Raw genomic sequence first — 24,639 nt, 5'->3', positions numbered from 1 at the left:
AGGAATTCAGGTGACAGTTACGCTCCCTCGCAGTATAGAGGAGGGGGATTTAGATGTCACGAGAAATCTCCGACCCCTTTTCCAGCCGCCATGGCCCACAAGCTGCCTCGATCCGCCATTACGGCGCTAGTTCCAGGCGAAATTTCGCCCCCTGCTCGATCGCCGCCTCCAGGCACACCTTCATCGCTTCCAATTCGGCGATCACCTCTTGCGGCTCATTCAGCTGATCGGCGAAGTCTGGCTCTTCGGCGATCGCATCGATCAGCCCGACGACCATCGCCAAACCATCCTGGGCCGAATACCATTCGTCCCACGGACCGAGCGCCTCTTCGAGATCGTCTTCGTCCCCATCAAAATCTTCCGGAATCGGTCGATCGTCGCCAAACGAGCTGAACCAAGGAGACTCGATCGTCTCGGCGATGGCGTCGAGCATTTCAAACTCGTCGAACAGCAGCTTCCCCTCGGCCTCGAACTGGACGCCGGTCAGTTCGGGATTGAACGCGGGATATACTGACATGCTCATCGAACGCTCCTTTTCCTGGCAAACGCGCGCAATCCCCAGAAATCAGCCCAGCCGCGCCGGGCAATCGAAGGAGAGAAACCAAGGATCGCGCGTGCCTCTTAATATAGTGACTTGGCGGCGTTTCGGTTAGGCAGCCATTTCCAGTCAAATTCACCGGCAATTCGCTTCGCTTTCAAGGCGAAAAAGATTTAGACTAAGGTACGTCGGCTTCTTTCATGACGTTTTCCTTCGGTCAGGATTTGTTTGCCATGCACAATCGACCGACTCGGCCCATTTCTTCTGCCGGCCTTGCCCTGGGGCTGCTCCTGTTTCTGCTGATGTTCTATATCGGCTCGTTTGGCTACCTCTCTAGCTACACCAAACCAGAGCCGCCGCCCTTCAGCGCCAGTGGTTACTACTTTGCCGATCCCATGACGACCGAGGGCTCGGAACGCCATGTGCTGCTCTGTCGCGTCTATTTTCCCTTGATCGAAATCGACTACCGATTCGTCTCCGGCCGGCGCCCCGGCGAAACGCTCAACCAGATGCTAAGTTGCGTCGACGTCAACGCTGGCAAGGATTGGTTTGTCACTCCTTGACGGACGCCATGGATACGGTAACAGCAACTCGAACTGGCTATCTCCGCGTGGGCGCACTGGCGATTCTCGGGCTACTGCTGGCGATCTATGTCGGCTCGTTCTACGTCATCTCCTACATTGGCTACGACGAATCTGCCCTCGAGCTCGACGGGTACTACTTCGCCGATCCGCTCACCGAAGAAGGAGAACGCCGCCACCTACAGCTTTGTCAGTTTTACTGGCCGATGATCGAGTTTGACGCGCAGCTGGTCACAGGACGCCGTCCTGGGGCCGCGCTAATGCGATACCTATCTCGCATCGATCCGCCTCAACCGCACTAACTTATTTGCCGATCGCTGTGGACAAGCCCTACTCAGTACGTTCGTATCTTCGCGCTGGCGCCATCGTCATCGTCCTGGCGTTCATCCTGATCTACCTCGGCACGTTTCTCTACCTCTCCCGCACCGGCATGCAGACCGCCGAGGAATATGGCTGGGACTTCTACTACTTCACCGAGCCAACCTGGTCGGCCGAACGACAGCAGACCGGCGAAACGCTTTGTGCGCTTTACTGGCCACTGATTGAGCTCGACGCTCGGATGGTTTCCGGCTTGCGAGCCCGGGCGGTTCAGCCAGTGCGACTGATTGACGATCCGCAAGGGCCGCCTGCGTCTAATCCGATTCGCTTGCAACGCGCCCCAGTTTCGCCCGTCCCCAAAAATTAATGGACCGCCGGCCCTTCTCCGTCGCGAAAAAGTTGACTCGCCTCCCGGATCATGAAATACTTCGGGCCTTCTCTTTCTTTTCCGCATGGCGACAGGGCGAGGTTGCGGCGATGGCGAACGTTTTTCAGCTGAATAGTTCCCGCATTTCTTTGCGCGAATATGCGTTCGGCACGCCTTTGCTACTAATGCCGTTGGCCTGGGCGATCAAGGCGTTTGGCATTAACATCGCCAGTTCGACCGACGATCCAGCGGTCGATTCGCTCGACGAATTTGTGACCGATCGCCCGTTTCCGGCAAATATCGAGGCGAAACTCGCGCCAGAATTGCAAACGCTCGAGACGCTAGGCTTTCGGCAACAGGTTCGGCACGAGCTGATGTTGTCGACGCATAACACGACGATTTATCGCGTCACCATGCTGCACGAAACCGGCAAGTATGTCGCCCGGGTTCAATATCGCATCTGGCGGCAACCGGCGCAGACGCTCGACTTTTTGACGCGGCAGATCGAGACGCCGCTGGCCGATGGCTCGACCCTGATCACCTTTGGCGGCAAGCCCGACATGCTTGCTCCTGAAAATTTTTTCATTGAGCGCTGTGGCCCTAAAAAAACGCTAGAACAACTGTGGGACCGTCATCAGGCCCGCCTGGCCGAGAACATGCGGGCCATTCGCGAGCTCTATTCCCGCGAAGATCTGATTCACTACATCCATCAGCAGCACGAACAGTTAATCGCGTTTCATGTCGAGCGGGGCGTGTTTGATCGCCCGACCCCGCTTTACGGCGTCGGCAGTTCGTCGCCGCCAACCAATGGGGAAGACCCGGAGGAAATCCGCGAGCTAGCGCCGCTGGAAGAAAGCCCCGAGTATCGTGACGTCTTCGCGGAACTCGACAAGCTTGAGAAGAATCAGTCGAGCATCGTCTCGTCGATCCTCATGCTGGTGATCTCGTTTGGGCTGTTCGCGGCGGCGATCGGTTGGCAACAAGATTGGACGGCGCTGTTGCTCTTGGCGCCAGTGCTGTTGTTTCATGAAGCGGGACACTTTCTCGCGATGAAGCTGTTCGGCTATCGCGATACGAAGATGTTCTTCATTCCGTTCTTTGGCGCGGCGGTCAGCGGCCGCCATCTGAACGTCGCCGGGTGGAAGAAAGGAATCGTCTCGATGGCTGGTCCGGTCCCCGGTATCGTGGTCGGCGGGGCGATTGGCATCTGGGGACTCTTGCAGCCGGCCGACTGGAAGTTTCAATTGGCGTTTGCGGCCCTGTTGATCAACGGGCTGAACATGCTGCCGATCTTGCCGCTCGACGGCGGCGCCTTCTGGCAGGCGATTCTCTTTTGTCGGCATCGCTTTCTCGATGTGGCGTTTCGCGGCGCTGCGATTGGGATGCTCGCGTTGATCACCCTGGGGACAGGCTCGTACGTCTTTGGCTTTATCGCCATCGCGATGGGAATGGCGCTGCCGGTCGCCTATCGGATCGCCGCGGCGGTCGAACGGCTGCGGGGCGAAGGCTTTGCGGCGGTTTCGCCCGACGGCAAATCGATTCCTCGCGAAGAGGCGATCACGGTAATCGACGACGTGCAGGCCAATTTCCCTGAACCGCTGCATCCCAAGATCGTCGCCCAGAACGTTTACTCGATCTTCGAGTCGCTCAACGCCAAAGCGCCCGGCGCGCTGGTCACGATTGCGATGGGGATGTTCTATTTCGGTTCGCTTTTCATGTGCCTGGTGTTGACGGCGGTCATCTTTATCGGTCGCGACGCCAACCTGAGCGACTTCTTCAACATGGCGGCGGCGCAGCCCACGACCGTCTACGACGCCGACTCGCAGCGGCAGACCGAGACCGCTCCGCTGGCCGCGGACGCCAAGCCGGTCACGATTACAACTCACTTTGCCGATCAGGCGATCGCCGACGCCGAGTACGACAAGCTCTCAAAATCGGAGCATCCGCTCCGCGTGCAGCAGATTGGCCCAACGCTATTTGTCACCACCGCCGCCGGAGAGGCCGTCGACAACGTGACCGAACAACTGAAAGCGGCCGGCGGCGAGCCCTTCCCTTCTTCGACGGAAGGGGCGGTGCTGCGCGTCATGACGATCGCCGTCACCAGCAACGGCGCGGAAGAAATGCTGGAGGACGTCCGTTCATACCAGGCGTTTCCCGCTTTCCTGCAAATCATGCCCCCCTGGGATCCGGCGTGGGATGCGGCCACCGACGAGCAGCGGCGGCAATGGAAGGAGGCTCGCCAGCAGTACCAAGAGTTGCAGGTCATTCAGTTCACCGATCCCGAAACGCTCCAAATGCAAGCCGAGATGAGCGAAGTTATTCTTGAAGAAGGAACCGAAAAGCTGGAGGAGCTCCTCGAAAAGCTCGACGCCCATCAAGCCGGACAGCGGCCCAAGGTCGTCGCCGAGCGGCTTGCGAGCGTTGAAGAACCGGCGATGAGAAACCTGTTGGCAGCGCATTTTGCGCATGCCGAAGCGATGATCGAGCGGGAAGAAGATTTCTTTCCGGAGCTGATCGACGGAGAATCGCCCCGCCAGATGCAACCCGAGGAAGAACGGCTGATCGAGGCCGCCGCGATTCTGGGCCAGGTCGCCGAGCCGCAGGAGTTTGACTGGAACAACCCTCCGATGACCTACATCTATGGCGAAACGACGGGGCTGCTCCTTCTGCTCGAGGCAGATACGAGACATCCAGAAAAACTGCTCACCCAACTGGCCGACTGGTTTGAGCGACACGACTGCGCCGATACCAAATACGACGTGCTCCCCTGGAACCACTGGGATGAGTTTTGACGCTCGCTGCCGGCGAACCTTTTCCGCTCTGCCGGCATCCAAACCTGTACGTCGCACTACGTCTTAATCCATGAAGGAACGCCGATGGGTAAGGTCTACGAAACGATCGACGATCGAGTCGCTCAGTTCATCCGTAAGCAAAAGCTGTTTTTTGTCGCCACGGCCCCGCTGGCCGCAGACGGGCTGATCAACCTGTCGCCGAAGGGGCTCGACTCGTTTCGGATCTTGGATGAGAAAACGGTCGCCTATCTCGACCTAACCGGCAGCGGTATCGAGACGATCGCGCACGCCAAAGAGAATGGTCGCATCACGGTGATGTTCTGTGCGTTTGAAGGCCCGCCCAACATCTTGCGGCTCTATGGTCAGGCCGAACCGCTGGAGCCCGACCATGCCGACTTTGCGTCGCTTCGCGAGTTGTTCCCGCATACGCCCGGCACACGTTCGATTGTCCGGATTCACGTCTCGCGGATCGCCGATTCGTGCGGCTTCGCGGTGCCGAAGTACGAGTTCGTCGAAGAACGTTCGACCTTGATCGATTACAGCGTGCAAAAAGGACCGCAAGGAATGGTCGACTATCGTCGCGAGAACAACACGACTAGCCTGGATGGACTGAAGGGGCTCGACAACTTCGAGGGCGCGACGGCGGACTAGCCGTTGGCGCCGCCGGTCGGTACGTCGTCTGGTTCGTCACTCTCTTCACGCTCGTCGTCCTGCGCCTCTTCCGGCTCGCTGGTCATCCGCTGACGCGTCCGCTCGATCTGTTTCAAGATCACGTCCAGGGCGGCTTCGTCACCAAAATACTTGCGTGACGCCTTATCGATCAACTGCAAGTGCTCTTCAATCGCTTGCTTGTCTTCGTCGCGCGACACACGTGCGGCGATCGTTGACAACGCTTCCAGCAGTCGCAGCGTAGCGGCGCCGCTGGTGGCGCCGCACTGCCGGATCTGATTGAATGCGGCGCCGAGCACCTCGGGGAACTCACACGGTCGTGCAATCACACGCAGGTTTCCGTCGGCATCATTGCGGAACGCGGAAGGAATCTCGCGCAGCGCCAAGCGGCACATCGCAGCACCCAAACGATCGATGCTGTTCATCGCCGTGAAAGAGTGATGCCCGGCGAAAGGACGCGAATCGCCACCTGCACTAACTCGTGAACCGCGCAGTTCACATCCTGCCGCGGCGTGCGGTTGGCGCCGATGATCAAGGTCTCGCGAATGGAGTGCAGCACTTCCTCATCCACCTTATTGGCCGGACCGACGACGGCGAAAAGGTCGCCGTTCGTGATAAAGTCGCCGGGCCGTTTACGCAGTTCGATCGTCACATCTTGCGACTTGGCGATCGAGAGCAACGTCGACATGTCGATTCCCTGCAAGTACCCTTCCCCATTCGTGTCGACAATGGCCGTATCGCGATGAAATTTCTCCAACTCCGCTTCGACTGGCGTTGCGCCCTTGGAGTGAGCATGACCGATTTCTTCTGGATAGAGCCGCTCGATCGACGCATTCAAGTCATAGCAGTCCGTTGATTTTCTCAACGGACTGCGAGATCGCAGGGATGCGATCCCAAAATAGCGACGTAAGTCGTTATTTTGCGAGCCGCGAAGATCTACGCTCTGAGCCTGGCGAGGTTATTGGGTCAAGAACAATGGAGTTAAGTAGCTCGCCGCTTCATCCCACTTGTCGGCCGCCGCGCGAAAATCGACCTGCATCGCCCGCTTGGTCTGCGGCGTTTCGATGCTCGCCGGGGCGGCGACTTTCGCGTTCAGCGGAATCTGGGCGCTGGGGCCAGCCGCCAGGGCAGTTTCGACTTGCGGCTGCAGCAAGAAGTCGACCAACTTGCGGGCCGCCTCGGGATGGGGGCAACCACGCAAGATCGCCAGCGTATTGGGGATGAACAACGTCCCCAACTCTCCTTCCGCTTGATCGGGGTAAACGATCGCCACCGGCGCACCGCTCCGCAGCTCTCCTTTCGCGTCGTCGGTATCGGTCCAGCCAAACGCAATTTGTCCGCTGCCAACGGCGACGGCGACTTGCTTGTTACCGGGAAACATCCGACCATTCTCTTTCAGCTGCGTGAAAAACGCTTCCGCCTTGTCCGCTTCCCAGACCGAGAATAACACCGCCGCATGCGTCGCCGTTGTGCCAAACAGCGGCTTGGCGAACCCGCACTGTCCTTTCCACTTGGGGTCGACCAGATCCTGGATCGACGTCGGAAAGTCTTCCTCTTTCACCAGGTCGGTGTTGACCAGCAACACCCGAGCCCGGCTGGCGAAACCGTACCACGTTCCATCTGGCGAGCGAAACTCTTGCGGAAAGTCTTCCGCGTTGGGCGGAATGTAGGCGTCGAGCAGGCCCGCCTTCTCTAGCCGTAACGTGTTGAGGACTTCGTTGTTCCAAAAGACGTCGCACCGCGGGCGTTCTTTCTCGGCCAGCAGCGCGGCGGTCAGGCCGACCGTCTTGTTCGCTTCGGTATCGTACTTGGGGGCAATCGTAACGCCGGTCACTTCTTCAAAGTCGAAAAAGTGGGGTTCCGAGAACTCGCGATCGAGCGCCACATAGACGACCGCTTCGTCGCTAGAGCCGAAGCGGCAGCCGGTCAGCAGCAGCAAAGCGACCGCCAACCAACTTGTCCGTATTCCGCTTTCCACTTTCCGCTCTCTCTGACTCATGTCGTCTCCGTCCCGAGCGCCGCTCTCCGCATTGCCCAGACGACCAGCGATACCAGGCAACAAGTCGATAGGGCGGCGAGAATCAAATTTTGATCGGCCATTAACAGCACGGAATTGCGGCCCAATAGCATCATCACGCCGACCAACGCCAGCGCGATTGCTTGCGAGACGATCCAGAGATTGGCGTTACGCCGTTCATAGGCCGCTGGCCCTTGCAAACCTTGCCAATCAAGGATGGCGACTCGAAAGTGTCCTGCCGCGACGACCAGCAAAAAAATTGCCGCAATCCCCCAGGCAAACAGCCCGGCCGCCGTTAGATGTTGCAGGTTTTGCGGAAATTGCGGCCAATCGAACCCGCACACAAGCGCCCCCAACAGCGCTACTGCCCCCGCAACGGCGTGGGACCAAGGGCGACGGATGATCGAATCGGCGGCGGAAGACATCGAGTCGGACATTAATCCTGCGAACAAAAGGGTTTCGGTCTAGAATAGCACGTAACCCCGATAAATTCTGCCGGGCCATCCCAGCCCGCCCCTGAACCAAAATCGCCCAAGGATCCCGCGATGCGATGGCTGCTGTTTAGCATGACGCTTCTGCTAGTTGGCTGTGGATCGAGCGACCAGCCGGCCACTCCGGCAGCCCCCGCGACGCCCACTCCCCGGTCAGTTGCGAAAGAGACGCCCTCAGAGCCAGAGGAGCCGCCCGCCCCGGCAAGGCCAACCGAGCCCGTCCGCCGCGCGACGATGGAGCCGACCAAGAAGGATGACGACGGTTCGATCGCGGTCCTCAATCAGTTCATGAGCGACGACCATTCGCAAGAGCGGTTTCGTCCGGCGCCGATCGAGCCGCGGGTTGAGTTCACGATCGATCCGGCGCAGCTCGAAGCCAACGGCCTGCGGCAACTGCAGGGGAAACATCTGACCCTGATCACCGACCTGCCCTCTTCGCCCGAAGTCGACGAGCTGCCAACCGTCTTTGACGCGGCGTTCCCAATCTGGTGCGAGTACTTCAACATCGATCCGGTCAAGTTCGCCGCTTGGCGGACGAAGGGTTGCCTGATGTCGCGCGAAGAGCCGTTCGCCGCCGCCGGCCTGATCCCCAACGACTTGCCACCGTTTCTGCATGGCTATTCGCGCGGCGACGCCTTCTGGCTGCGCGAACAGCCGAGCCCCCAGTATCGCCGGCACCTGCTGATACATGAAGGAACGCACAGCTTCATGGAGCGGATGTTCGGCGGCGGCGGACCGCCCTGGTATTCCGAAGGGATCGCCGAATATTTCGGCACGCATTATTGGCGCGACGGAAAGCTGTCGGTCGGCGTGGTGCCTGCCTCGAAAGAAGAGATGCCGATGTGGGGGCGGATCAAGATCATCAAAGACGACTTCGCCGCCCAACAAGGGAAAACGCTCGACGACGTAATGCACTACGGACTGGACGCCCATCTGCAGAACTCGCCGTATGGTTGGTGCTGGGGCGCCGTCACCTACTTGGAGACCGATCCGCGTACCCATGATCAGTTCCACAAGCTGCAAGAGTATGTGCGGCTCGGCTTCGACATGAACCGCCGGTTCAAAGAAGCGCTGGCCGACCAGTGGCCCGAGATCAATGAAGGGTGGCAAATGTTCGTCGCCAACGCCGACTATGGCTACGACTTCGAGCGCAACAGCATAGTCTATGCCCCCGGCAAACCAATCGCCGGCGAGATGGCGACCGCGATCATTCAAGTCGACCAAGGCTGGCAGTCGACCGGCATCCTGCTGGAAGCAGGCAAGACATACGAGATTGTCGCCCGCGGCCGCTACTTGCTGAAGCAAGACCCCGAGTGGCCCTGCGAACCGAACGGCGTCACGCTTGAGTACTTCAACGGTCGCCCGCTGGGACAGCTGCTGTGCGGACTTCGGCCCGACGACTGGAAAGGCCCCGGCGCTTCGCCACTGACCCTGTCGGAGACGGTCGGCACGCGGCGAACATTGACCCCGCCGCTGACCGCGACGCTCTACATGAAAGTCAACGACAACCCTGGTCAGCTGGCCGACAACAGCGGCGAGATCGAAATCGCCGTCCGCGAGCAGCCGCAGTAGCAAGCGATTTGCCTTCGCCGCGAACATTCGTATCCTGCAGGCAGGGAGATCGCCATGAAACATGCATTCGCGCTGATCAGTACGCTGCTGCTCGTCTTACCGGCGGGCGCTCAGGACTTGCCTAAGGAGACCGCTCCTTCCTCGTCAGCCCTGCGACGGTTGTCGACCCGCGAGCAATATCTCTATGGTTCGCTCTACAGCGGCGCGCGGCGACGCTATCCGATCGACCAGTATCTGCTCGACCAGGGAGGTCTCGACTCGGCCGGCAAGCTGCCGACGCTCCCCTATCGCCGTAGCGCCGAAGCAACCTTTCCCAATGGCTTTCCGCTGCCGGCACAAACGCCGCGCGGCTACTCGCAGCCGAAGCTGGGCCTGGAACTTTATTATCGATCTACCCGTCCCCTGCGCCGGATGACCGCGACCGAGCGAGCCGAAACGCCCCTGTTCCGCGGACCATCGCGTCCCGGGATGATCGCCCCGCGGGCCGAGGCGAATCGGAGCGTTCCTAGCTGGCGAAGCGGCGACTAACGCAACGCTCAAGAAACGAAAAACGCCTCGACGTGCGAGGCGTTCTTCTTTGCGTCTGACAAGACTTGGCGATCGTTAGCCGCCGGCTCCGCCACCGGAATGCTTCAGGTCGAAGTTGGCCGTGTTATCTCCCGATTCCACGTCGAACCGCAGTTCCGAATCGGTGTTGTAACGCGCCTGCAGGATTTCCCGCTTTGGCTTCACCCCTTCGCCTTCGGTCGTCGCCACGGTGATGCGGACGACGTTTTCGCCGACGATGGCGCCCTTTCGGGTGTTGGTGAATTCCAACTCGTAGCGCCCGCTGGCGTCGGTCTTCCCGTGGGAAGGCCGATCGTTCTCGTGATAGAAATTGACCGTCGCATCCGCCAGCGGCTTACCATTCAAAGTGACCGTGCCGGAAACGGTACCCAGGCGAGGGCCATTTGCGCCGCCGCACCCCAAGGTCATGCCGACAGTGACGACGGCCAGCGCCAACCACTTCGACGAGGAAAAAATCGGTTTAACATTCATGAGAATCGCCAACTTGAAAAGACATTACCGGAAAAGAACGAAGCTGCGTCACGACGAGAGCGCTTTTCTGATAGCAGTAGCGTTTCTGGCGTTAGTGAGGCAAGCTGGTCAAGGCGACCGAAGCAGGCGAATCCTCAGCAGGTCAACGCCGACCAGCGCGGCCGCAACCAGCCAGAACGCTAAAGATTGAAGAAAACCGCTCTAGTAAGGCTGGATCACTTCGCCACCATCCATCGTGCCGAGCGCGGCTTGCGTACGGAGCGGAATCGTCTCCGGCAAAAATTGCACGCTGGCGTCCCCAAACAGGAACTGGGCACCGCCCGGATGCATGCTGCTCGGGTTGTAGTTGCTCGAACCATTGATCACGTAGTCGGTGTCGTTAGAGACCCGTTCCATCCGCAAGCGAACCTGGAACGCCGCAATCGAGCCCGAGATGCTGCCGCCAAAGTCGCTGTGGTAACCAATCCACAGCGATCCGCACGGCCCCCCCTGGGTGCCGCGTTCGGCGACGATAACCGTGTTGCTCAGCCCGTCGATGATGTCGCGGAATTTGGTTTCCGAGTTGTCGGTAAAGACCGCCGGGCGATCGCTACCGCCGGAACCGGTCGCCACCGGGTCGGTCGCGTTGTAGTAGGCGGAGAAAATGCCAACGTAGTTCGACTTGCCGAAGTAGATGCTGCTGGCGCCGCCCAACTTCTTGTTCAAATCTCCGCCGGGATCGGACGGGCAGATGAAGGCCGACAACGGCGTCTGGGCGAGCGGAGGACGATTGCCAACGCCTGTCGTGGTGACCGCGGTGATATCTTCCCACGGGCCATCAAACGCGCCAGCCGTTCCGAGCGCATCCCACAGGTTCCCCTGCTCAATAAACGGCAGAAGCTGGGCGCTCCAGCAAAGCTGGTTGCTGGTGACGATCCCGGGGGGAAGTCGGTTGTAAGTGTCGTGGTAGTTGTGCAGTGAGAGGCCGATCTGCTTCAGATTGTTGCTGCAAGTCATACGGCGAGCCGCTTCGCGGGCCTGCTGAACCGCCGGCAACAAGAGCGCAATCAACACGCCGATAATCGCGATCACCACCAACAATTCGACCAGCGTGAAACCGCGTCGACGATGGTGAGACCAAGCAAGAGATACGTTCATACTGACAGACTCACATGAAAAGAGATGCAGATAGCGCGACTAGAGGTCAAATTAAAACCCCTTGATTTAAACATAAAATACGCGCCGCTGATTCAGCATAGTGATTTCCTGTCCTCCATAGATACCATTTGTCTGATTATTTTTCAAACATACGTACTTTTTGTGACCCACTAATCGCATTCAAGGGTGGCTATGCAATCCAAAAGTTGTATATTTTGAGCCCCCTTGCGCCCCCTTCCAGAACGACATACGGACAAGAATTCGGGGCCGATTTTCGATCTTTTTCGCTTGACGCCGTTTCCAGAGCGTCGGCGCCGGGCCCAAAACTGCCCCAAGAGGAAAAAGCGCGTTAAGAAATTTTTCGCGCGGCGTCCGTTGCCGCGACGCGCAGAAAAAAACGCCGACCAAGCGGCCGGCGTTTACAACTTGGCGAAATGTCGCGTCGGCTAGCCGTCGATACCCGACCAGTAGCCGCCGCGCGAGTGGTCGAACATCACCTCGACGCCCGGTCGCGAGAGGTCGAATTCACCTTCGCGATAGACCTCTTTGCCGCACACCCAGGTTCGCACCGGCCAGCCATTGACTTCGCGACCTTCAAATGGCGTCCAGCGGCACTTGGTCTGCATGTTTGGGCCGCGGAGGACGACCGACTTGTTCATGTCGACCAACACCAGGTCGGCGTCGTAGCCAACTTCAATCCGCCCCTTCTCCATGATGTCCCAGACCAGGGCCGGCCCTTCGCACAACCAGTGTACGACATCCTCTAGCGTGCACTTCTCTTTGTGGACCAGGTCCAGCATCAGCGGCAAGACCGTCTCGACGCCGGGGACGCCGGACGGGCTATCGGGATAGCGCTGACACTTGTCTTCGAAGCGATGCGGCGCGTGATCGGTCGCCACGATCTGGATCTGATCATCCAACAGCGCCTGCAGCAGCGCCGCGTTGTCAGAGGCCGATTTCAGGGCCGGATTCATCTGGGCCAGCGTCCCCAGATTCATGTAGTCCGAGTCGTTCAGGAACAGGTGATGCGGGGTCACCTCGGCCGTGATCAGGTCGTCGTGATCTTCAAACTCCGGCAGCGCGAGCGCCGACGACATATGGCAAAGATGGAGCCGATGCTTGTATTCTTTGGCCAGCGCCACCGCCTTGTGAACCGACGACGCTTCCGCTTCTGGCGTACGAATTCTCGAGTGATCGACCACATTGCGGGTCATGCCGAACTCTTCGAAGTTCTTCGAGATAATGTTCTCATCTTCGGCATGGACGGCGATCGGCAGCTTCGTTTCGGCGAAGATCGCCTCCAGCATGCCAGGATCCTTCAAAAAGAGATCGCCGGTGGTGCTCCCCATGTAGATCTTGATGCCGGGGGTGCGGTTCGCCTTCTTCAGTTCGTCGATGTTGTCGATGGTGGCGCCGATGAAGAAACCATAGTTAACGACGCTTTTGACCGAAGCGAGGGTCAGCTTTTCATCCAGCATCTTCTGCGAGATCGTCGCCGGGCTGGTGTTGGGCATGTCCAGGAAGGTCGTCACGCCCCCCTTAGCGGCCGCCATGCTGCCGGTGCGAAGATCTTCTTTGTCGGTGCCGCCTGGATCTCGCATGTGCACGTGAGCGTCGATCACCCCAGGCAACAGGTGCATGCCGTAAGCGTATACCGTTTCATCCGCTTCGACCGATTCGGCGGGGTCGATCTCGGCGATGGTGGCGCCATCGATCAAGACCGACGTCTTCGAGGGACCGTCCGGCAACATCACGGTGGCGTTCTTAATCAGCGTTTTCATGCTATTTCCTCTGGGCCGTGACCGGCTGCAGGCGGGATTTTACGCTCTCAGGCGGCGACAAGCTGGTCGCAACGCCGCAAGCGGAGATAGATTCGAATCGGCCGCAATCTGCGGCTCATGCAGCCCCAATCGGGCTCGCCAAGGCCCTTCAGACAACGCCTGAAAGCCGTTTTCGCCGCCTAGAAGTCAGCGGCGTCAGTCTAGCGCAAGTCGTTAATGTACCGAGAATTCGGGTGGCGGGAAAGATCCCGCCGCGGGCGTCAAACTGATTGATCTGGGTAAAATATTTGGCCAACACCGTGAAGAATCGATCGGGATGGTGCAACACCGCCTTCCCGCGAGGGCCACTGACGCGCTGGTGGTTCGTTTCGAGCCCATTTCGCCTGTTAGCCAACGTCGACGCGGCGTTTAGAAAGCTGGGCACCCAGAGAATCGACAGGAAACCGCCGCTGGAGAAGTCATTCCCCGGTCGCACTTCCCCGAGTTTAACCACGCCGAAGCGCAAGTTTTTTTCTAAAAAATCTACGAAACCCGTGAATTTCTGGCATCCCTTCCTCCGCCGCAGCAAGTTACAATCCGCCCACCTTATCGCCCCTACCGAGATTGATCTGTCGATCTCGGGTAGGGATTCGTGCGCTGGATCGACATCCTCCCCCTTCGTCCTCCTCCGAACCCAGGCCGAAATCGAATGAGCAGCTCTGCTTTGCGCCGCCGCCGCGCCTCCACCTTATCCCGACATTCCCAATCCTCTCCGTTGCATGCCGAGCAACTCGAGACCCGCGCGATGCTGGCGGCCGACAGCGGTCTGCTGGAGGGAGAGCTGGCCAGCGGCGACTTTCTGCTGGAAGACGTCTATCCCGGCAGTGATCCGTATCAAATCTACGAAGCGATCTCATTTGGCTACGCCGAGCTCGACGGAGTCGCCTACTTTGCCGGCATCGATTCTCCCAATAGCTACAGCCTGTGGAAGACCGATGGCACGACCGCCGGCACCGAGCAGGTCGTGGCAATGCCGTCGTACTACGACATCCGCGCGCTAAAAACGGTCGGCAACCTGCTGTTCTTTGAAGCGGATCTGACCGGCACGTCGTACGAACTGTTCGTCACCGACGGCACGGCGGAAGGAACGGTTCAGCTGACCGATTTCGCGACCCTCAATAACTTCTACTCCTTTAACATGACCGCCGTCGGGGATACGGTTTTCTTTGTCGCCGATGATGGCGTCAGTGGCGTTGAGTTATGGAAAACGGACGGAACCGAACTGGGGACGATGCTGGTTGACGATCTATCGCCCGGCTCCGATTCTTCCCGGATCGTCCACCTGACCGCCTCCGGCGATCTCCTCTACTTCCAGACCTACGATCCGTTATACGTTGACGTCGAACTGTGGCGATCGGACGGAACGGCGGCCGGGACGTTTGAAATCGGCGTTGACCTGCTCGATACTTCGTTCCTGACCGACTTTGGCGGCGTCCTTTATTTCACGGCGGACGATGGCATGCATGGCGAAGAGCTGTGGAAGACCGACGGGACCGAAGCCGGGACGATGCTGGCGCTCGACCTGCTTCCTGGCGACACCTACTCGGATCTCAATGATCTGGTCAGTGTCGACGGGGCGATTTACTTTACGGACACCGACGGCGATATCTGGAAGACCGACGGAACCGCACAAGGCGTCGTGCAGCTAACCGATCAAGATTACGAGCCGGGTTACATATCGCCGCACTTCGTCTTTCAGGGAGAGCTCTACTACAGCCTCTTTACGTTCGACGGGGTCGAGCTGTGGAAAACGACCGACATCTCGACCGAACCGCAATTCGTTGGACTGCTGAACGACGACTTGTTCTCCACCTTTTACGATCCCCCCTACGCGATCATTGGCGACGCCCTCTTCTTTACCGCCGATGACCCCGACTATGGCGTTGAGCTCTGGAAATCGGATGGGACTGTCGAAGGAACGGTAGTAGTCACCGACCTCGATCCGATTCGGGGAAACAGTTATCCGTTCGCGCTGACGCTGTTCGACGACTACCTGCTGTTTGTGGCCCGCGATCCGGCGAATGGGTTCGAGCCGCGGTCGCTGTCGCTGCAGTCGCCGCCAGTCGCCGCAATCCAGCTACCCAAGTCAAGCGCCGACGGCCTTTCCATCGAACTGAGCGCCCTGGGAACCTACGATTACAAAGACGCCGTCGCCGACTTGCTGTTTGAGTGGGACCTGGATGGCGACGGGCAGTATGATGACGCGATCGGGATTCAGCCGGCGGCGCTGTTGTCGAGTCTCACGTTGCCCTCTGTCTGGGAAATCGGCCTGAAGGTGACCGATCTGGATGGAGAAACCGGCTTTGCAACCCTGTCGGTCAGTACCGAAGCGACCAATCTAGCGGTCGACGAACCGGCGATCGAAGTGAACGACGGTATGCTTGCCACCAACAGCGGCGTCTACTTCGAGGCGTATGATCGCACCGTTGCGCTGTCAGCCTCGGTCGGCACGGTCGTCGACAATGGCGATGGCACGTGGAGCTGGAGCTATCTGACCGAGTCGAACGATATCGGATCGAGCGCCGTCACCATCTACGCCGACAATGGATTCCAATCGTCCGAGACCACGTTTTTCCTGACGGTCAACTACGCCAATCCGGCCATCGCGGTCTCTCCCCAATCTCCGGAATTCGTAATCCGCGGGGAAGACGCCTTCGCGTTTGGTACGTACGAAGTCGGCGCCGCCCCGATAGCGTCGATCACCGCGTCGCGCGGCACGGTCACCGACCATGGAGACGGTACCTGGAGTTGGACCGGTTCGATCAGCGGCGACCTGTCGGACTTTATCGTCCTTCAGCTGACGATCACCGACGCCAACAACGTTTCGACCAGCATCTATCCTCCGCTGTACATCATTGATTCGGTCAACGCCTATTTGACGATTAACGACGCCGCCGCGACGACCGACAGCTTAGGCGTGGTCGACGTCTTACCGGACGACTTGGAGACGATCAACGAATGGGATCCCTTCACGGTCAACGTCTGGATCGAGCGTGATCCGAACGCCAGCTATGGACTGGATACGATCAACTACAAGCTCGACTACAACGACGCCTGGTTCCAATGGACCAGCAGCGCCGCCGGCGCCAGCTTTGGTCAGTTGGATGTGACCGACGTCGGGGGCCAGCTGGAAATTTCCGCGAGCAATTTCTACGACCCAATTGGAGGGGATGGCGACTATCTGCTGATCGGCAGTTTTCGCTTTACGCCCAATCCCGACGGCGGCCTCCCCAATGACGCCGTCGGGCAATACGCCGAGCCGGTCGACCTTGGCTTTTCGATCGCCGATATGACGGTGACCAACGACTACTTTGCGAATATCCCCGGCATGCAGTCAGGCGGCCCGACCACCCAAGTCGAAGTAATTCCGTACGACCTGGATGACGACGGCGTCATTGGCTTGGTCGACCTGGCCAATTGGATTCGCACGGTAGGAGATAACGTCGCCGCGACGCCAGAGTCGTATCCTTTCGACTTTGACCAGGACGGGGTCGTTTCGCTGATTGACCTGGCCTATTTGATTCGCAACATCGGCGCGACGCGTTCCAACGGCGTGGAGATTCAGCTTCCCCCGATATCGCCGCCAGCAGGGTCGCTGATCGAAAGTGAGTTCCCATCGCTGCAATCGCAGACCGCCGATCTGACGCCCAGCTTCTTGCTGGAAGCGGAGGCGATCGATCCGCAGCAGCAGAACGTCGACGCCGCGTTCGGCGCGTTCGACCTGCTCGACGACTGCTGGCAATTGCCAACCGATGCCGACGAGGAAGTCGAGGAAACGCTCGAAGAAGAAGGCCTCTTCTCGGCCGAGTCGTGGCGCCCGCAGCAGCTGCCCGACTGGGCCCTGGAAGCCGCTTCGATCGTCGAATGCTTTGTCGACCAGGCGATCGCGCTGCTCGAAGAATACGACGAGGAGCACCCGGCGATGGCCGAGGCCAGCGACTGGTGGAACAACCGCTTCCGACGCTTCTAAACGATTCTCGGCAAGAACCAGTCTCCATCGGGCAGTTTCAGCCCTCTTTTTTTGCGCTGCGCCGGAGGCAAACTGGGTTATTGCGCTAAATTTTGCCGGAATTCAGCAACCGCACCTGCAATCCGAGGTGCCTCCAACCCTCCCAAGCATTACAATCGGCCTACGCAAGCAAATCCACAGAGGGACATGACACCCCATCTAAGGCAGTTCCTTCCGCCGTTAATCCAACTCCTCCGCTGTAGACCGCCTTCGCAGGAATGCCGTTCACAATGAGCAAGAAGCACCAGCGCACCGATCGCGCCCACGCTCTCCGCAGCCGTCGCCCCTACACCCTTCATGCTGAACAACTAGAGGCCCGGCAATTGCTGGCCGCCGACTTGCTGCCGCAAGCCGATCTGCTGGAAGGGGAACTGACGCTAGAGGTCGCCGTCGACGACGATGCCCTCGTCTACGCCGCCGGCTCGAAGGCGACCAACAGCGGCACATTCGCAGGCGCGGTCAATCTGTCGGCCTCGATCGGTAACGTTGAAGACAACGGCGACGGCACATGGACCTGGACGCTGGACGACGTGCAAGTCAGCGATACGCAAACGGTGACGATCACCGCCGAGGATGGTGCGCTGGGGATGGAGGAGGTTTCGTTTGAGCTATCGGTAGAGAGCGTTGATTTTGAGTTGCTGTTTGATACCGAAACGGAGTTGGAGCACAACGGCATCTCTCAATTCGTCTGGGTCGGCGATGTCGGCTATTTCGTTGCCTATCCGAGCCAGTATCCGATTTCGCTGTGGCAGACCGACGGAACGCCCGGCGGCACGACGCGGATCGAAAGTACGTATGGCGGCGGGACGATAGAAAACCTGACTAGCTTCAATGGTGAGCTCTATTTCCTGCGGAGTTCGGGTTCGCTCGAATATCAGAGTTTCGAACTCTGGAAATACGATGAAACCCTCGCCCAAACCGTCCTGGTCTACGATTTCACTCCCCACGAGTCTCCTTTCTACTTCGCCGAAATGGTCGTGGCTGGAGACTTGCTCTACTTGAATGTAGGAGAAGCGACGCATGGCCAAGAATTGTGGGTTACGGATGGAACGACCGCTGGCACCCAACTGGTCGCAGATATTAATCCTGGCGTCGGAAACTCCGAAATCACCGACCTGACTCCGACCGACAACTACCTATTTTTCGTCGCCAATGACGGCGTCCATGGCGACGAAGTATGGAAAACCGACGGCACCATGGAAGGGACCGTGATGGTCACCGACATCTTCGCCGTGGACGACTTTTTTTCGCCCAATGATCTAACTGCCGTCGGCAACGACGTCTATTTCCTCGCTGAAAACTCCGTGATTTGGAAGTACGATGGCGACACCGCCGAAACGGCTAGATTGACCACCATTACGGACGATGGCGAGATAGTATTGAGCGGCCACTTTCTGCGATCTATCGATAGCCAACTTTATTTTTACGACAACGACCAGATCTGGACATCCGACGGTACGCCCGAGGGAACCAAAGCGATTACGGACATTCCTGCGTTAGGCGTTAGCACTCTTGTTGCTGGCGTGAAAGTGGATGGCGACCTCTATTTTGTGCGACGATCCTATCTCAATGGAGACGCACTTTTCAAAACGAATGAAGTCACAGGAGAGACGACCCAGCTCGCATCCTTCAAAGGTGGCACATTCGACGAGAATCCGCTATTCAAGGCGGGCGGAGCAGTCTATTTTCGCGGCTACGATCCGACATTCGGGACGCAGTTATGGCGCACCGACGGAACGAAAGAGGGAACAACGCGAATTTCCGACTTCACAGGCCAGACGTCACTCCCCTTCGACGGCGGTGACGATTCGATGCTGTTTCTTCAAGGGAATACGGCGCAATATGGCACGGAACCCTACTTCGTCACAATCGATTCGCCTCCGACGATCGTCCTGCGGCCGATCCAAATTGGCGAAGACAACCAAAGCGTAATCCTTAGCGCACTCGGCACGTACGACCTGCTCGATGCACTAAGCGAGTTGCATTTTGACTGGGACTTGGACGGCGACGGCCAATACGACGACGCCAGTGGTCTGACTGCGTCAATTTCGTTTGCCGATCTCGCGACGGCTGGGGTCGCCAATATTTCGCTTCGCGTCATCGATACGGACGGCAAGATCGCAACTCGCAAACTTGTGATCGACTCCAACGATCCGATCCTAATGGTCGATGAGATCGATGGACTGATCGTGACCGAAGGGGAAACGGCCGCCAACACTGGGCGGGTGGCCCATGTACTCGGAAGCGACGTTCAACTTTCGGCGTCGATTGGCGAGGTCGTCGACACTGGCGACGGAACCTGGAGTTGGAGCTATACGACGCTGGACGGTCCGGATGAAACGCAGACCGTCACCATCACGGCAGTCGTCGGTGGTGGGCAGTCCAGCGTCAGCTTTCCGCTGGTGGTCAACAACGAACGTCCGCTCTATATTGGCATCCACAGTCCCGGCGCCGTCTTGCAGGGGGAAACCGCATTCATGAGCGGCACTTGGAGCGATGTCGAAGCCGATACCGTAACCGTGACGTCGTCGCTCGGCGATTTCACCGTTTTGGAGGATGGAACCTGGACGTGGAGCTACGACACCACCGGTCTCAATCCAGGGAACTATCAATCCAACATTCTCGTCCGCGATGAAGTCAGTGGGTCGCAGTATTCCGTGCGTTTCAGCGTCGCTGCGCCGTTAACCGCCGACCAGCCGTACGTCACTACCCCCTCCGGCTTGATGGCGGCGAACTCGGGAACCATCGGCAATGGCGGCGAGGCGACGGTCACCCTTAACGCTTCACTAGGCGACGTCATCGACAATGGCGACGGCACCTGGTCGTGGAGCTTCGATACGCGGCGGACCAACGTCGGGTCACAGGAAGTCACGATCACTTCGACCTACGAAAATGGAGTGGAAACGTCGACGACGTTTCAGCTGGCGGTGCATAACCTTTCGTACGAGTTTTACGACCTCAGGCCCGGCCCGGCAGGATCGTATCCGTCCAGCTTTCAGCAGCTGGGCGATTACGTCTATTTCCTGGCCGAAATCAGGGGCTATCAGACTCACCTGTTTCGTACCGACGCGGTATCGGCGCCGCAGCAAATCTCCGGCGGCCTCGAAAACCCAGCCGTATACAACGTTGCGCAACTGCTGCTTGTCAACGACACGCTTTATTTCCTCGCCAACGACGCCGAAGGAATCGCCAGCATTTGGAAAACCGACGGCGCATCAGGGCAAATTGAAAAAGTCGCGGACGTTCCCTCCGAGCCGGGCGTCGCGCTGCCGAGCGGCCAGATGGCTTATGCCAACGGCTACATTTATCTTGGCGCATTTGAAGAATTGACGGGCCGCGAGCTTTGGCGGGTGAACGTCGACTCCGGGCAAGTCGAAATGGTCGCTGATATTTCGCCTGGCGAAGACGATTCTAGATTTTACCGGATGTTTAGCGTCGGCGACGTCGTCTACTTCTTCCCCGAATCGTCCCCAAACAACCTCTGGCGGACCGATGGAACGGCCGAGGGAACCTACCAGGTAGCAACTCCCTTAAGCGCCGATATACGATACTTCTCGGAATTCAACGGCGAGCGTTACTTCGTCACCGATGCAGGGGCGATCAGCACCCTCTGGCGGATTGAAGAATCTGGCCCCACGCCAATTTTCCAAGGCGCACCAGGTCTATTCAATGACTGGAGGGGGGCGATCTACGACGATGGAGACCATCTCCTATTTAGCATGAGTAGGACGTCGGATGCCGGGCCCGTCTGGCGCTGGAATGAGACGACCGAGGAAATGGAGCTGGTAGCCGAACTTGGCGAGTTAGGGTTTGACCGTATCACTGGGATCGTTGAATACGATGGCCAGCTCTACCTCCGAGATTCGGCCTTTCAAACGCCCGAAGACGGTCAGCCTAGCCGGCTCGTCTACGATCTATGGGTTACCGACGGTACGCCGGCCGGAACCGAGCGTCTGGTCGGCGAAAGCGAATTGACCGGTTTCGACGTCACGAACTTTTACGTGACCAATCAGGGTCTCCTGCTATTCGTTGACAACGACCTCTACGGACACGATCTTTGGAAGTCCGACGGAACGAAGGCAGGCACCTATCCGTTGCTACTGCCTGAGCCGCTCTACAATCTTGCCATCGGCCCTGACATCGCGCTTGGCCAGCGGCTGATCAAAACGCTCGGAACCTCGCCCGACTACGGTACCGAACTCTACTACTTCCAAGCGGGACCGGTCGTCGAGATCAGCGGTCCGGCAACAGGTCTGATCGGAGAGACCGTACAGCTCGACGCCGGCGGCACGTACGATGCGATCGATGCTCAGGAAGACCTGATCTTTGCCTGGGATATCGACGGCGACGGTCAATACGATGACGCCAGCGGCTTGATACAGGCGTTGCCGTTGACGACCCCAGGACAGAAAAGAATCGGTCTGCGCGTCACCGATCAGGAAGGGACGACGACCTATGCGACGACGACGATTTTGGTAAACGCAACGCCTACGGTTGGCGTCGATAACCAGACCGTCGTCATTGGCGAAGGGGGCGTCGCGACCAATACGGGCGTCTATGCCGATCCTCCCGCTGACGCCGTCACGCTCATCGCCTCGATTGGCGAAATCATCGACAACCTGGATGGAACCTGGAGCTGGAGCAATCCGGTTCAGGATGGCCCTAACGAGCAAACGGTTACGATCACCGCCACCGATATTCACGGCGAGACCGACTCGCTTCAGTTCCAAGTGAACATCCAAAACGTGGCGCCCACGCTGACTGTTGACAGCGCTCAGTTGGAAGTCGACGCAACGCTGTCTGTCGTCAACGCCGGCACATATGGCGACCCTGGCCAAGACCCGGTCCTCCTCACCGCTTCGCTGGGCGACATCATCGACAACGGCGACGGAACGTGGAGCTGGAGCTACGCGTCCACCCTCGCCGATGTCGGCGTCTACGATGTGACGATCACCGCCACCGATGACGATGGCGGTGAGACGCAGGTCCACTTCTCGCTTGACGTGCTGGCCCTGCCGGAAGCGGGCCTGACGCTGAACGACGACGCCGCCGCGACCGACGCCAACGGAGAAGCGACCGCGTTGCCCACCAGTCTGACGCTGATCGACGAGTGGGACCGGTTTATGGCCAACGTCTGGGTCAAGCGACCTGAGCGCCTCAGCGGCTCGTTAACCAGCGTCACGCTCGATCTCCACTTCAACAGCCAGTGGTTTCAGCTCGCCAATTTCGCTGCCAGTAGCGGCGTGGGGCAGCTTGAGGTCAACAACACCGGCGACGTGCTGCAAATCAGCGCCAGCCAGTTTGCTGAAGAGAACGCGGCGCTGGACGGCTACCTGCTGCTCGGCAGTTTCCGCTTCCATCCCACGCCCGATGGCGGCCTTCCCAATGACCTGGAAGGCGCCTACCCGCAGCCGCTCGATCCGCAACTTGCCATCACCGATCTGCTGGTCAGCAGTAGCGACGTGGAGGAACAATTCGGGCTACAAACCGTCGCGCCCGAAACCAAGCTGCAGGTCGTGCCGTTCGATCTGGACGACGATGGCGAAATTAACCTGACCGATCTGTCGCGTCTCATCCGCAGGATCGGCAGTAGCGTCGCAACGACGCCCGAGTCTTACCCCTACGATTTCAATCGGAATGGCGTCGTAGCGTTGACCGACCTGGCTCACATGATTCGCAACATCGGTCGCACGCGCGACAACGGGTTACCCGTCGCCTTTCCGCCAACCTTCGAGCAACCTTCGGCTTCTCTTTCCCTGGTGGAACCAGAGCCTGTGACCGCCGCTCTGACTTCTGAATTAGAAGGGGAGCGAATCGCATGGAGTGCACCTCCGCTGGTCGCGGTCACAACGCACGACGCCGACGCCGCTTTCGGTACCCTCGGCCTGCTGGAAGATTGCTGGGAGCTTCCCGCCAACGAAGAAGAGGTCGAGGAAACGATCGAAGAGGAGAATGCGTTCTCGGCCGACACCTGGCGCGTGCGCCAGTTGCCTGACTGGGCGCTGGAGGCCGCTTCGATCGTTGAATGTCTGGCCGACAAGGCGATCGATATCCTGGAAGAGCTGGAAGAAGAGCATCCGCGGCTTGCCCGGGCGCTTGATCGCCTAAAGAGCCGACTTGAGGATCTCTAGCAAGTCGGCTTCGCTGGGACGGCGGGGATTGGTTCGCATCAGCCGGGTGATCGTAATCGACTTGGCGGCAAAGCCGGCCAGCATTTCCGGATGCACGCCATACTCCCGCAGGCGCTCGGGGATGCCAATCGCTTTTTTCAGCCGCTCGACCTGGGTGATCGCTGCGGTTGGCGTCGCTTCGCCCCCTAGCAGCTGCGCAACCTTCGCGAACTTCTCGGGCCGCTCCGGCAGATTGAACCGCATTACGTATGGCAACAGCAGGCCGTTGCCGCCGCCATGGCTGCAGTGGACGGCGCCGCCGATTGGGTACTCCAGCGCATGGACCACCGCCACGCCGGCGTTGGAAAAGGCGAGCCCCGCCAAGGTTGCGGCCAGGGCCATGCCGGACCGCGCTTCCAGGTCATCCCCTTGCTGAACTGCCTGGACGAGATGCTTGCCGACCAGCTCGATCGCCTTTTCGGCCAATGCGTCGACCAGCAGATGCGATCCGCTATACGGCGGCGGGGCGTCTCCGTCTTGCTCAAGCAGGTCAAACGTCGTCGACGTGTAGGCTTCGACCGCGTGGGTCAGGGCATCGATGCCGCTATCGGCGGTGACTTGCGGCGGACATGTAGAGGAAAGTAGCGGATCGACGATCGCCAGCGCCGGCCGCAGGAATTGGCTGAGCGTGCTGACCTTCATCGCGTTGTCGCTATCGGTCAGTACGGCCGACTGCGAAACTTCGCTACCGGTTCCGGCAGTCGTCGGCAATGCGATCAGCGGCGTGACCGGGCCGGGCACGTTGTCCCAGCTGAAGTAATCGCTTGGTTGGCCGCCGTGTGCATGCAGGATGGCGACGATCTTGGCCAGGTCGATGTTGCTGCCGCCGCCAACGCCGCAGATGGCGTCGGGGTCAAACTTGGCGGCCGCGGCTCCGGCGGCGAGCGCGACGCCGATGTCAGGCTCGGCGCAGCTGCCGTCAAAGATCTCGACCGTGACGCCGGCGTCCTGCAGCGGCTGACGAACCTTGTCGACCAGCCCCAGCTTCACCAGCGTCTGATCGGTGACGATCAGCACGCGCCGCCAACCGCGCCGCGCGGCCAGCATTCCGACGCGGCCGCTGGCGCCGACACCAAAGGTCAGTTCGCCAGCGGAATAGAAACTCCAGAAGTCGGCCATG

18 protein-coding genes are annotated in these 24,639 nt (G+C 59.2%); 9 read left to right on the top strand and 9 right to left on the bottom strand.

Translation table 11 applies throughout. The annotated features are described in order from the left end of the window. Positions 1 to 118 precede the first annotated feature (118 nt). On the bottom strand, positions 119 to 523 hold the full coding sequence (locus tag Enr8_RS01425) for a hypothetical protein (RefSeq protein ID WP_146428838.1): 405 nt from the start codon (positions 521 to 523) through the stop codon (positions 119 to 121). A gap of 248 nt (positions 524 to 771) precedes the next feature. On the opposite strand from Enr8_RS01425, the gene Enr8_RS01420 reads away from it, so the two are divergent. The 5 genes from Enr8_RS01420 (at position 772) to Enr8_RS01400 (ending at position 5,247) form a co-directional block, all read left to right on the top strand. Further along, the gene (locus Enr8_RS01420; RefSeq protein ID WP_146428837.1) at positions 772 to 1,101 is read left to right on the top strand and encodes a hypothetical protein; all 330 of its coding nucleotides are present in this window, start codon (positions 772 to 774) and stop codon (positions 1,099 to 1,101) included. An 8-nt stretch (positions 1,102 to 1,109) separates the two neighbouring features. Beyond that, on the top strand, positions 1,110 to 1,421 hold the full coding sequence (locus tag Enr8_RS01415; protein WP_146428836.1) for a hypothetical protein: 312 nt from the start codon (positions 1,110 to 1,112) through the stop codon (positions 1,419 to 1,421). A gap of 17 nt (positions 1,422 to 1,438) precedes the next feature. Next, entirely contained in the window at positions 1,439 to 1,804 is a 366-nt protein-coding gene (locus Enr8_RS01410; protein ID WP_146428835.1) for a hypothetical protein, read from the top strand. Positions 1,805 to 1,914: 110 nt separating this feature from the next. Then, positions 1,915 to 4,596 carry a site-2 protease family protein gene (locus tag Enr8_RS01405; protein ID WP_146428834.1) on the top strand — a complete coding sequence of 894 codons (2,682 nt, stop codon included), beginning with the start codon at positions 1,915 to 1,917 and terminating at the stop codon, positions 4,594 to 4,596. Between the two features lie 84 nt (positions 4,597 to 4,680). Further along, positions 4,681 to 5,247, top strand: coding sequence for a pyridoxamine 5'-phosphate oxidase family protein (locus tag Enr8_RS01400; protein WP_146428833.1), 567 nt, complete (start codon positions 4,681 to 4,683; stop codon positions 5,245 to 5,247). Here the strand turns inward: Enr8_RS01400 and Enr8_RS26375 are convergent. The 4 genes from Enr8_RS26375 to Enr8_RS01380 form a co-directional block, all read right to left on the bottom strand. Further along, the gene (locus Enr8_RS26375) at positions 5,244 to 5,690 is read right to left on the bottom strand and encodes a DUF2254 family protein (RefSeq protein ID WP_146428832.1); all 447 of its coding nucleotides are present in this window, start codon (positions 5,688 to 5,690) and stop codon (positions 5,244 to 5,246) included. The genes Enr8_RS01400 and Enr8_RS26375 overlap by 4 nt on opposite strands. Next, positions 5,687 to 6,130 carry a DUF2254 family protein gene (locus Enr8_RS26370; protein WP_186767372.1) on the bottom strand — a complete coding sequence of 148 codons (444 nt, stop codon included), beginning with the start codon at positions 6,128 to 6,130 and terminating at the stop codon, positions 5,687 to 5,689. The genes Enr8_RS26375 and Enr8_RS26370 overlap by 4 nt, the downstream gene beginning before the upstream one ends. A 93-nt stretch (positions 6,131 to 6,223) precedes the next feature. Next, positions 6,224 to 7,264, bottom strand: coding sequence for an extracellular solute-binding protein (locus Enr8_RS01385; RefSeq protein ID WP_146428830.1), 1,041 nt, complete (start codon positions 7,262 to 7,264; stop codon positions 6,224 to 6,226). Beyond that, entirely contained in the window at positions 7,261 to 7,719 is a 459-nt protein-coding gene (locus Enr8_RS01380; protein ID WP_146428829.1) for a hypothetical protein, read from the bottom strand. Before Enr8_RS01380 ends, Enr8_RS01385 begins: the two co-directional genes overlap by 4 nt. Positions 7,720 to 7,827: 108 nt before the next feature. Here Enr8_RS01380 and Enr8_RS01375 point away from each other — a divergent pair, with 108 nt between their 5' ends. Both Enr8_RS01375 and Enr8_RS01370 read left to right on the top strand, forming a co-directional pair. Next, complete coding sequence (locus Enr8_RS01375) at positions 7,828 to 9,345, top strand: hypothetical protein (protein WP_146428828.1); 1,518 nt, start codon at positions 7,828 to 7,830, stop codon at positions 9,343 to 9,345. 54 nt (positions 9,346 to 9,399) lie between these two features. Then, on the top strand, positions 9,400 to 9,873 hold the full coding sequence (locus Enr8_RS01370) for a hypothetical protein (protein ID WP_146428827.1): 474 nt from the start codon (positions 9,400 to 9,402) through the stop codon (positions 9,871 to 9,873). Positions 9,874 to 9,948: 75 nt separating this feature from the next. Here Enr8_RS01370 and Enr8_RS01365 read toward each other — a convergent pair whose 3' ends face one another. The 3 genes from Enr8_RS01365 to Enr8_RS01355 all read right to left on the bottom strand — a co-directional run bounded on the left by Enr8_RS01365 (position 9,949) and on the right by Enr8_RS01355 (position 13,301). Then, complete coding sequence (locus Enr8_RS01365) at positions 9,949 to 10,383, bottom strand: transthyretin-like family protein (protein WP_146428826.1); 435 nt, start codon at positions 10,381 to 10,383, stop codon at positions 9,949 to 9,951. 201 nt (positions 10,384 to 10,584) lie between these two features. After that, complete coding sequence (locus tag Enr8_RS01360; protein WP_146428825.1) at positions 10,585 to 11,520, bottom strand: DUF1559 domain-containing protein; 936 nt, start codon at positions 11,518 to 11,520, stop codon at positions 10,585 to 10,587. Positions 11,521 to 11,966: 446 nt separating this feature from the next. Next, positions 11,967 to 13,301: a dihydroorotase gene (locus Enr8_RS01355; protein ID WP_146428824.1), complete on the bottom strand. Its 1,335-nt coding sequence runs from the start codon at positions 13,299 to 13,301 to the stop codon at positions 11,967 to 11,969. Positions 13,302 to 13,989: 688 nt separating this feature from the next. Here Enr8_RS01355 and Enr8_RS01350 point away from each other — a divergent pair. Both Enr8_RS01350 and Enr8_RS01345 read left to right on the top strand, forming a co-directional pair. Then, positions 13,990 to 17,310: an ELWxxDGT repeat protein gene (locus Enr8_RS01350; protein ID WP_146428823.1), complete on the top strand. Its 3,321-nt coding sequence runs from the start codon at positions 13,990 to 13,992 to the stop codon at positions 17,308 to 17,310. Positions 17,311 to 17,579: 269 nt separating this feature from the next. Then, a complete protein-coding gene (locus tag Enr8_RS01345; protein WP_186767371.1) occupies positions 17,580 to 23,480 on the top strand; it encodes a dockerin type I domain-containing protein in 5,901 nt (1,966 codons plus the stop codon). Here the strand turns inward: Enr8_RS01345 and Enr8_RS01340 are convergent. Next, positions 23,454 to 24,638: an iron-containing alcohol dehydrogenase gene (locus Enr8_RS01340; protein WP_146428821.1), complete on the bottom strand. Its 1,185-nt coding sequence runs from the start codon at positions 24,636 to 24,638 to the stop codon at positions 23,454 to 23,456. The two genes, Enr8_RS01345 and Enr8_RS01340, sit on opposite strands and share 27 nt — an antisense overlap. Between the last annotated feature and the right edge of the window lies 1 nt (position 24,639).

Source organism: Blastopirellula retiformator (genome assembly GCF_007859755.1).
In the GTDB taxonomy this organism is placed as follows: Bacteria; Planctomycetota; Planctomycetia; order Pirellulales; family Pirellulaceae; genus Blastopirellula; species Blastopirellula retiformator.
Note: the sequence above shows the minus strand (reverse complement) of the source record. Positions and strands in the feature narration are given on the sequence as shown.

What these genes read in the sequence shown, in the direction of transcription:
- Enr8_RS01425 (WP_146428838.1), bottom strand. Translation starts at nt 523, where the DNA reads ATGAGCATGTCAGTATATCCCGCGTTCAATCCCGAACTGACCGGCGTC.
- Enr8_RS01420 (WP_146428837.1), top strand. Translation starts at nt 772, where the DNA reads ATGCACAATCGACCGACTCGGCCCATTTCTTCTGCCGGCCTTGCCCTG.
- Enr8_RS01415 (WP_146428836.1), top strand. Translation starts at nt 1,110, where the DNA reads ATGGATACGGTAACAGCAACTCGAACTGGCTATCTCCGCGTGGGCGCA.
- Enr8_RS01405 (WP_146428834.1), top strand. Translation starts at nt 1,915, where the DNA reads ATGGCGAACGTTTTTCAGCTGAATAGTTCCCGCATTTCTTTGCGCGAA.
- Enr8_RS01400 (WP_146428833.1), top strand. Translation starts at nt 4,681, where the DNA reads ATGGGTAAGGTCTACGAAACGATCGACGATCGAGTCGCTCAGTTCATC.
- Enr8_RS26375 (WP_146428832.1), bottom strand. Translation starts at nt 5,690, where the DNA reads ATGAACAGCATCGATCGTTTGGGTGCTGCGATGTGCCGCTTGGCGCTG.
- Enr8_RS01385 (WP_146428830.1), bottom strand. Translation starts at nt 7,264, where the DNA reads ATGAGTCAGAGAGAGCGGAAAGTGGAAAGCGGAATACGGACAAGTTGG.
- Enr8_RS01380 (WP_146428829.1), bottom strand. Translation starts at nt 7,719, where the DNA reads ATGTCCGACTCGATGTCTTCCGCCGCCGATTCGATCATCCGTCGCCCT.
- Enr8_RS01375 (WP_146428828.1), top strand. Translation starts at nt 7,828, where the DNA reads ATGCGATGGCTGCTGTTTAGCATGACGCTTCTGCTAGTTGGCTGTGGA.
- Enr8_RS01370 (WP_146428827.1), top strand. Translation starts at nt 9,400, where the DNA reads ATGAAACATGCATTCGCGCTGATCAGTACGCTGCTGCTCGTCTTACCG.
- Enr8_RS01365 (WP_146428826.1), bottom strand. Translation starts at nt 10,383, where the DNA reads ATGAATGTTAAACCGATTTTTTCCTCGTCGAAGTGGTTGGCGCTGGCC.
- Enr8_RS01360 (WP_146428825.1), bottom strand. Translation starts at nt 11,520, where the DNA reads ATGAACGTATCTCTTGCTTGGTCTCACCATCGTCGACGCGGTTTCACG.
- Enr8_RS01355 (WP_146428824.1), bottom strand. Translation starts at nt 13,301, where the DNA reads ATGAAAACGCTGATTAAGAACGCCACCGTGATGTTGCCGGACGGTCCC.
- Enr8_RS01350 (WP_146428823.1), top strand. Translation starts at nt 13,990, where the DNA reads ATGAGCAGCTCTGCTTTGCGCCGCCGCCGCGCCTCCACCTTATCCCGA.
- Enr8_RS01345 (WP_186767371.1), top strand. Translation starts at nt 17,580, where the DNA reads ATGAGCAAGAAGCACCAGCGCACCGATCGCGCCCACGCTCTCCGCAGC.
- Enr8_RS01340 (WP_146428821.1), bottom strand. Translation starts at nt 24,638, where the DNA reads ATGGCCGACTTCTGGAGTTTCTATTCCGCTGGCGAACTGACCTTTGGT.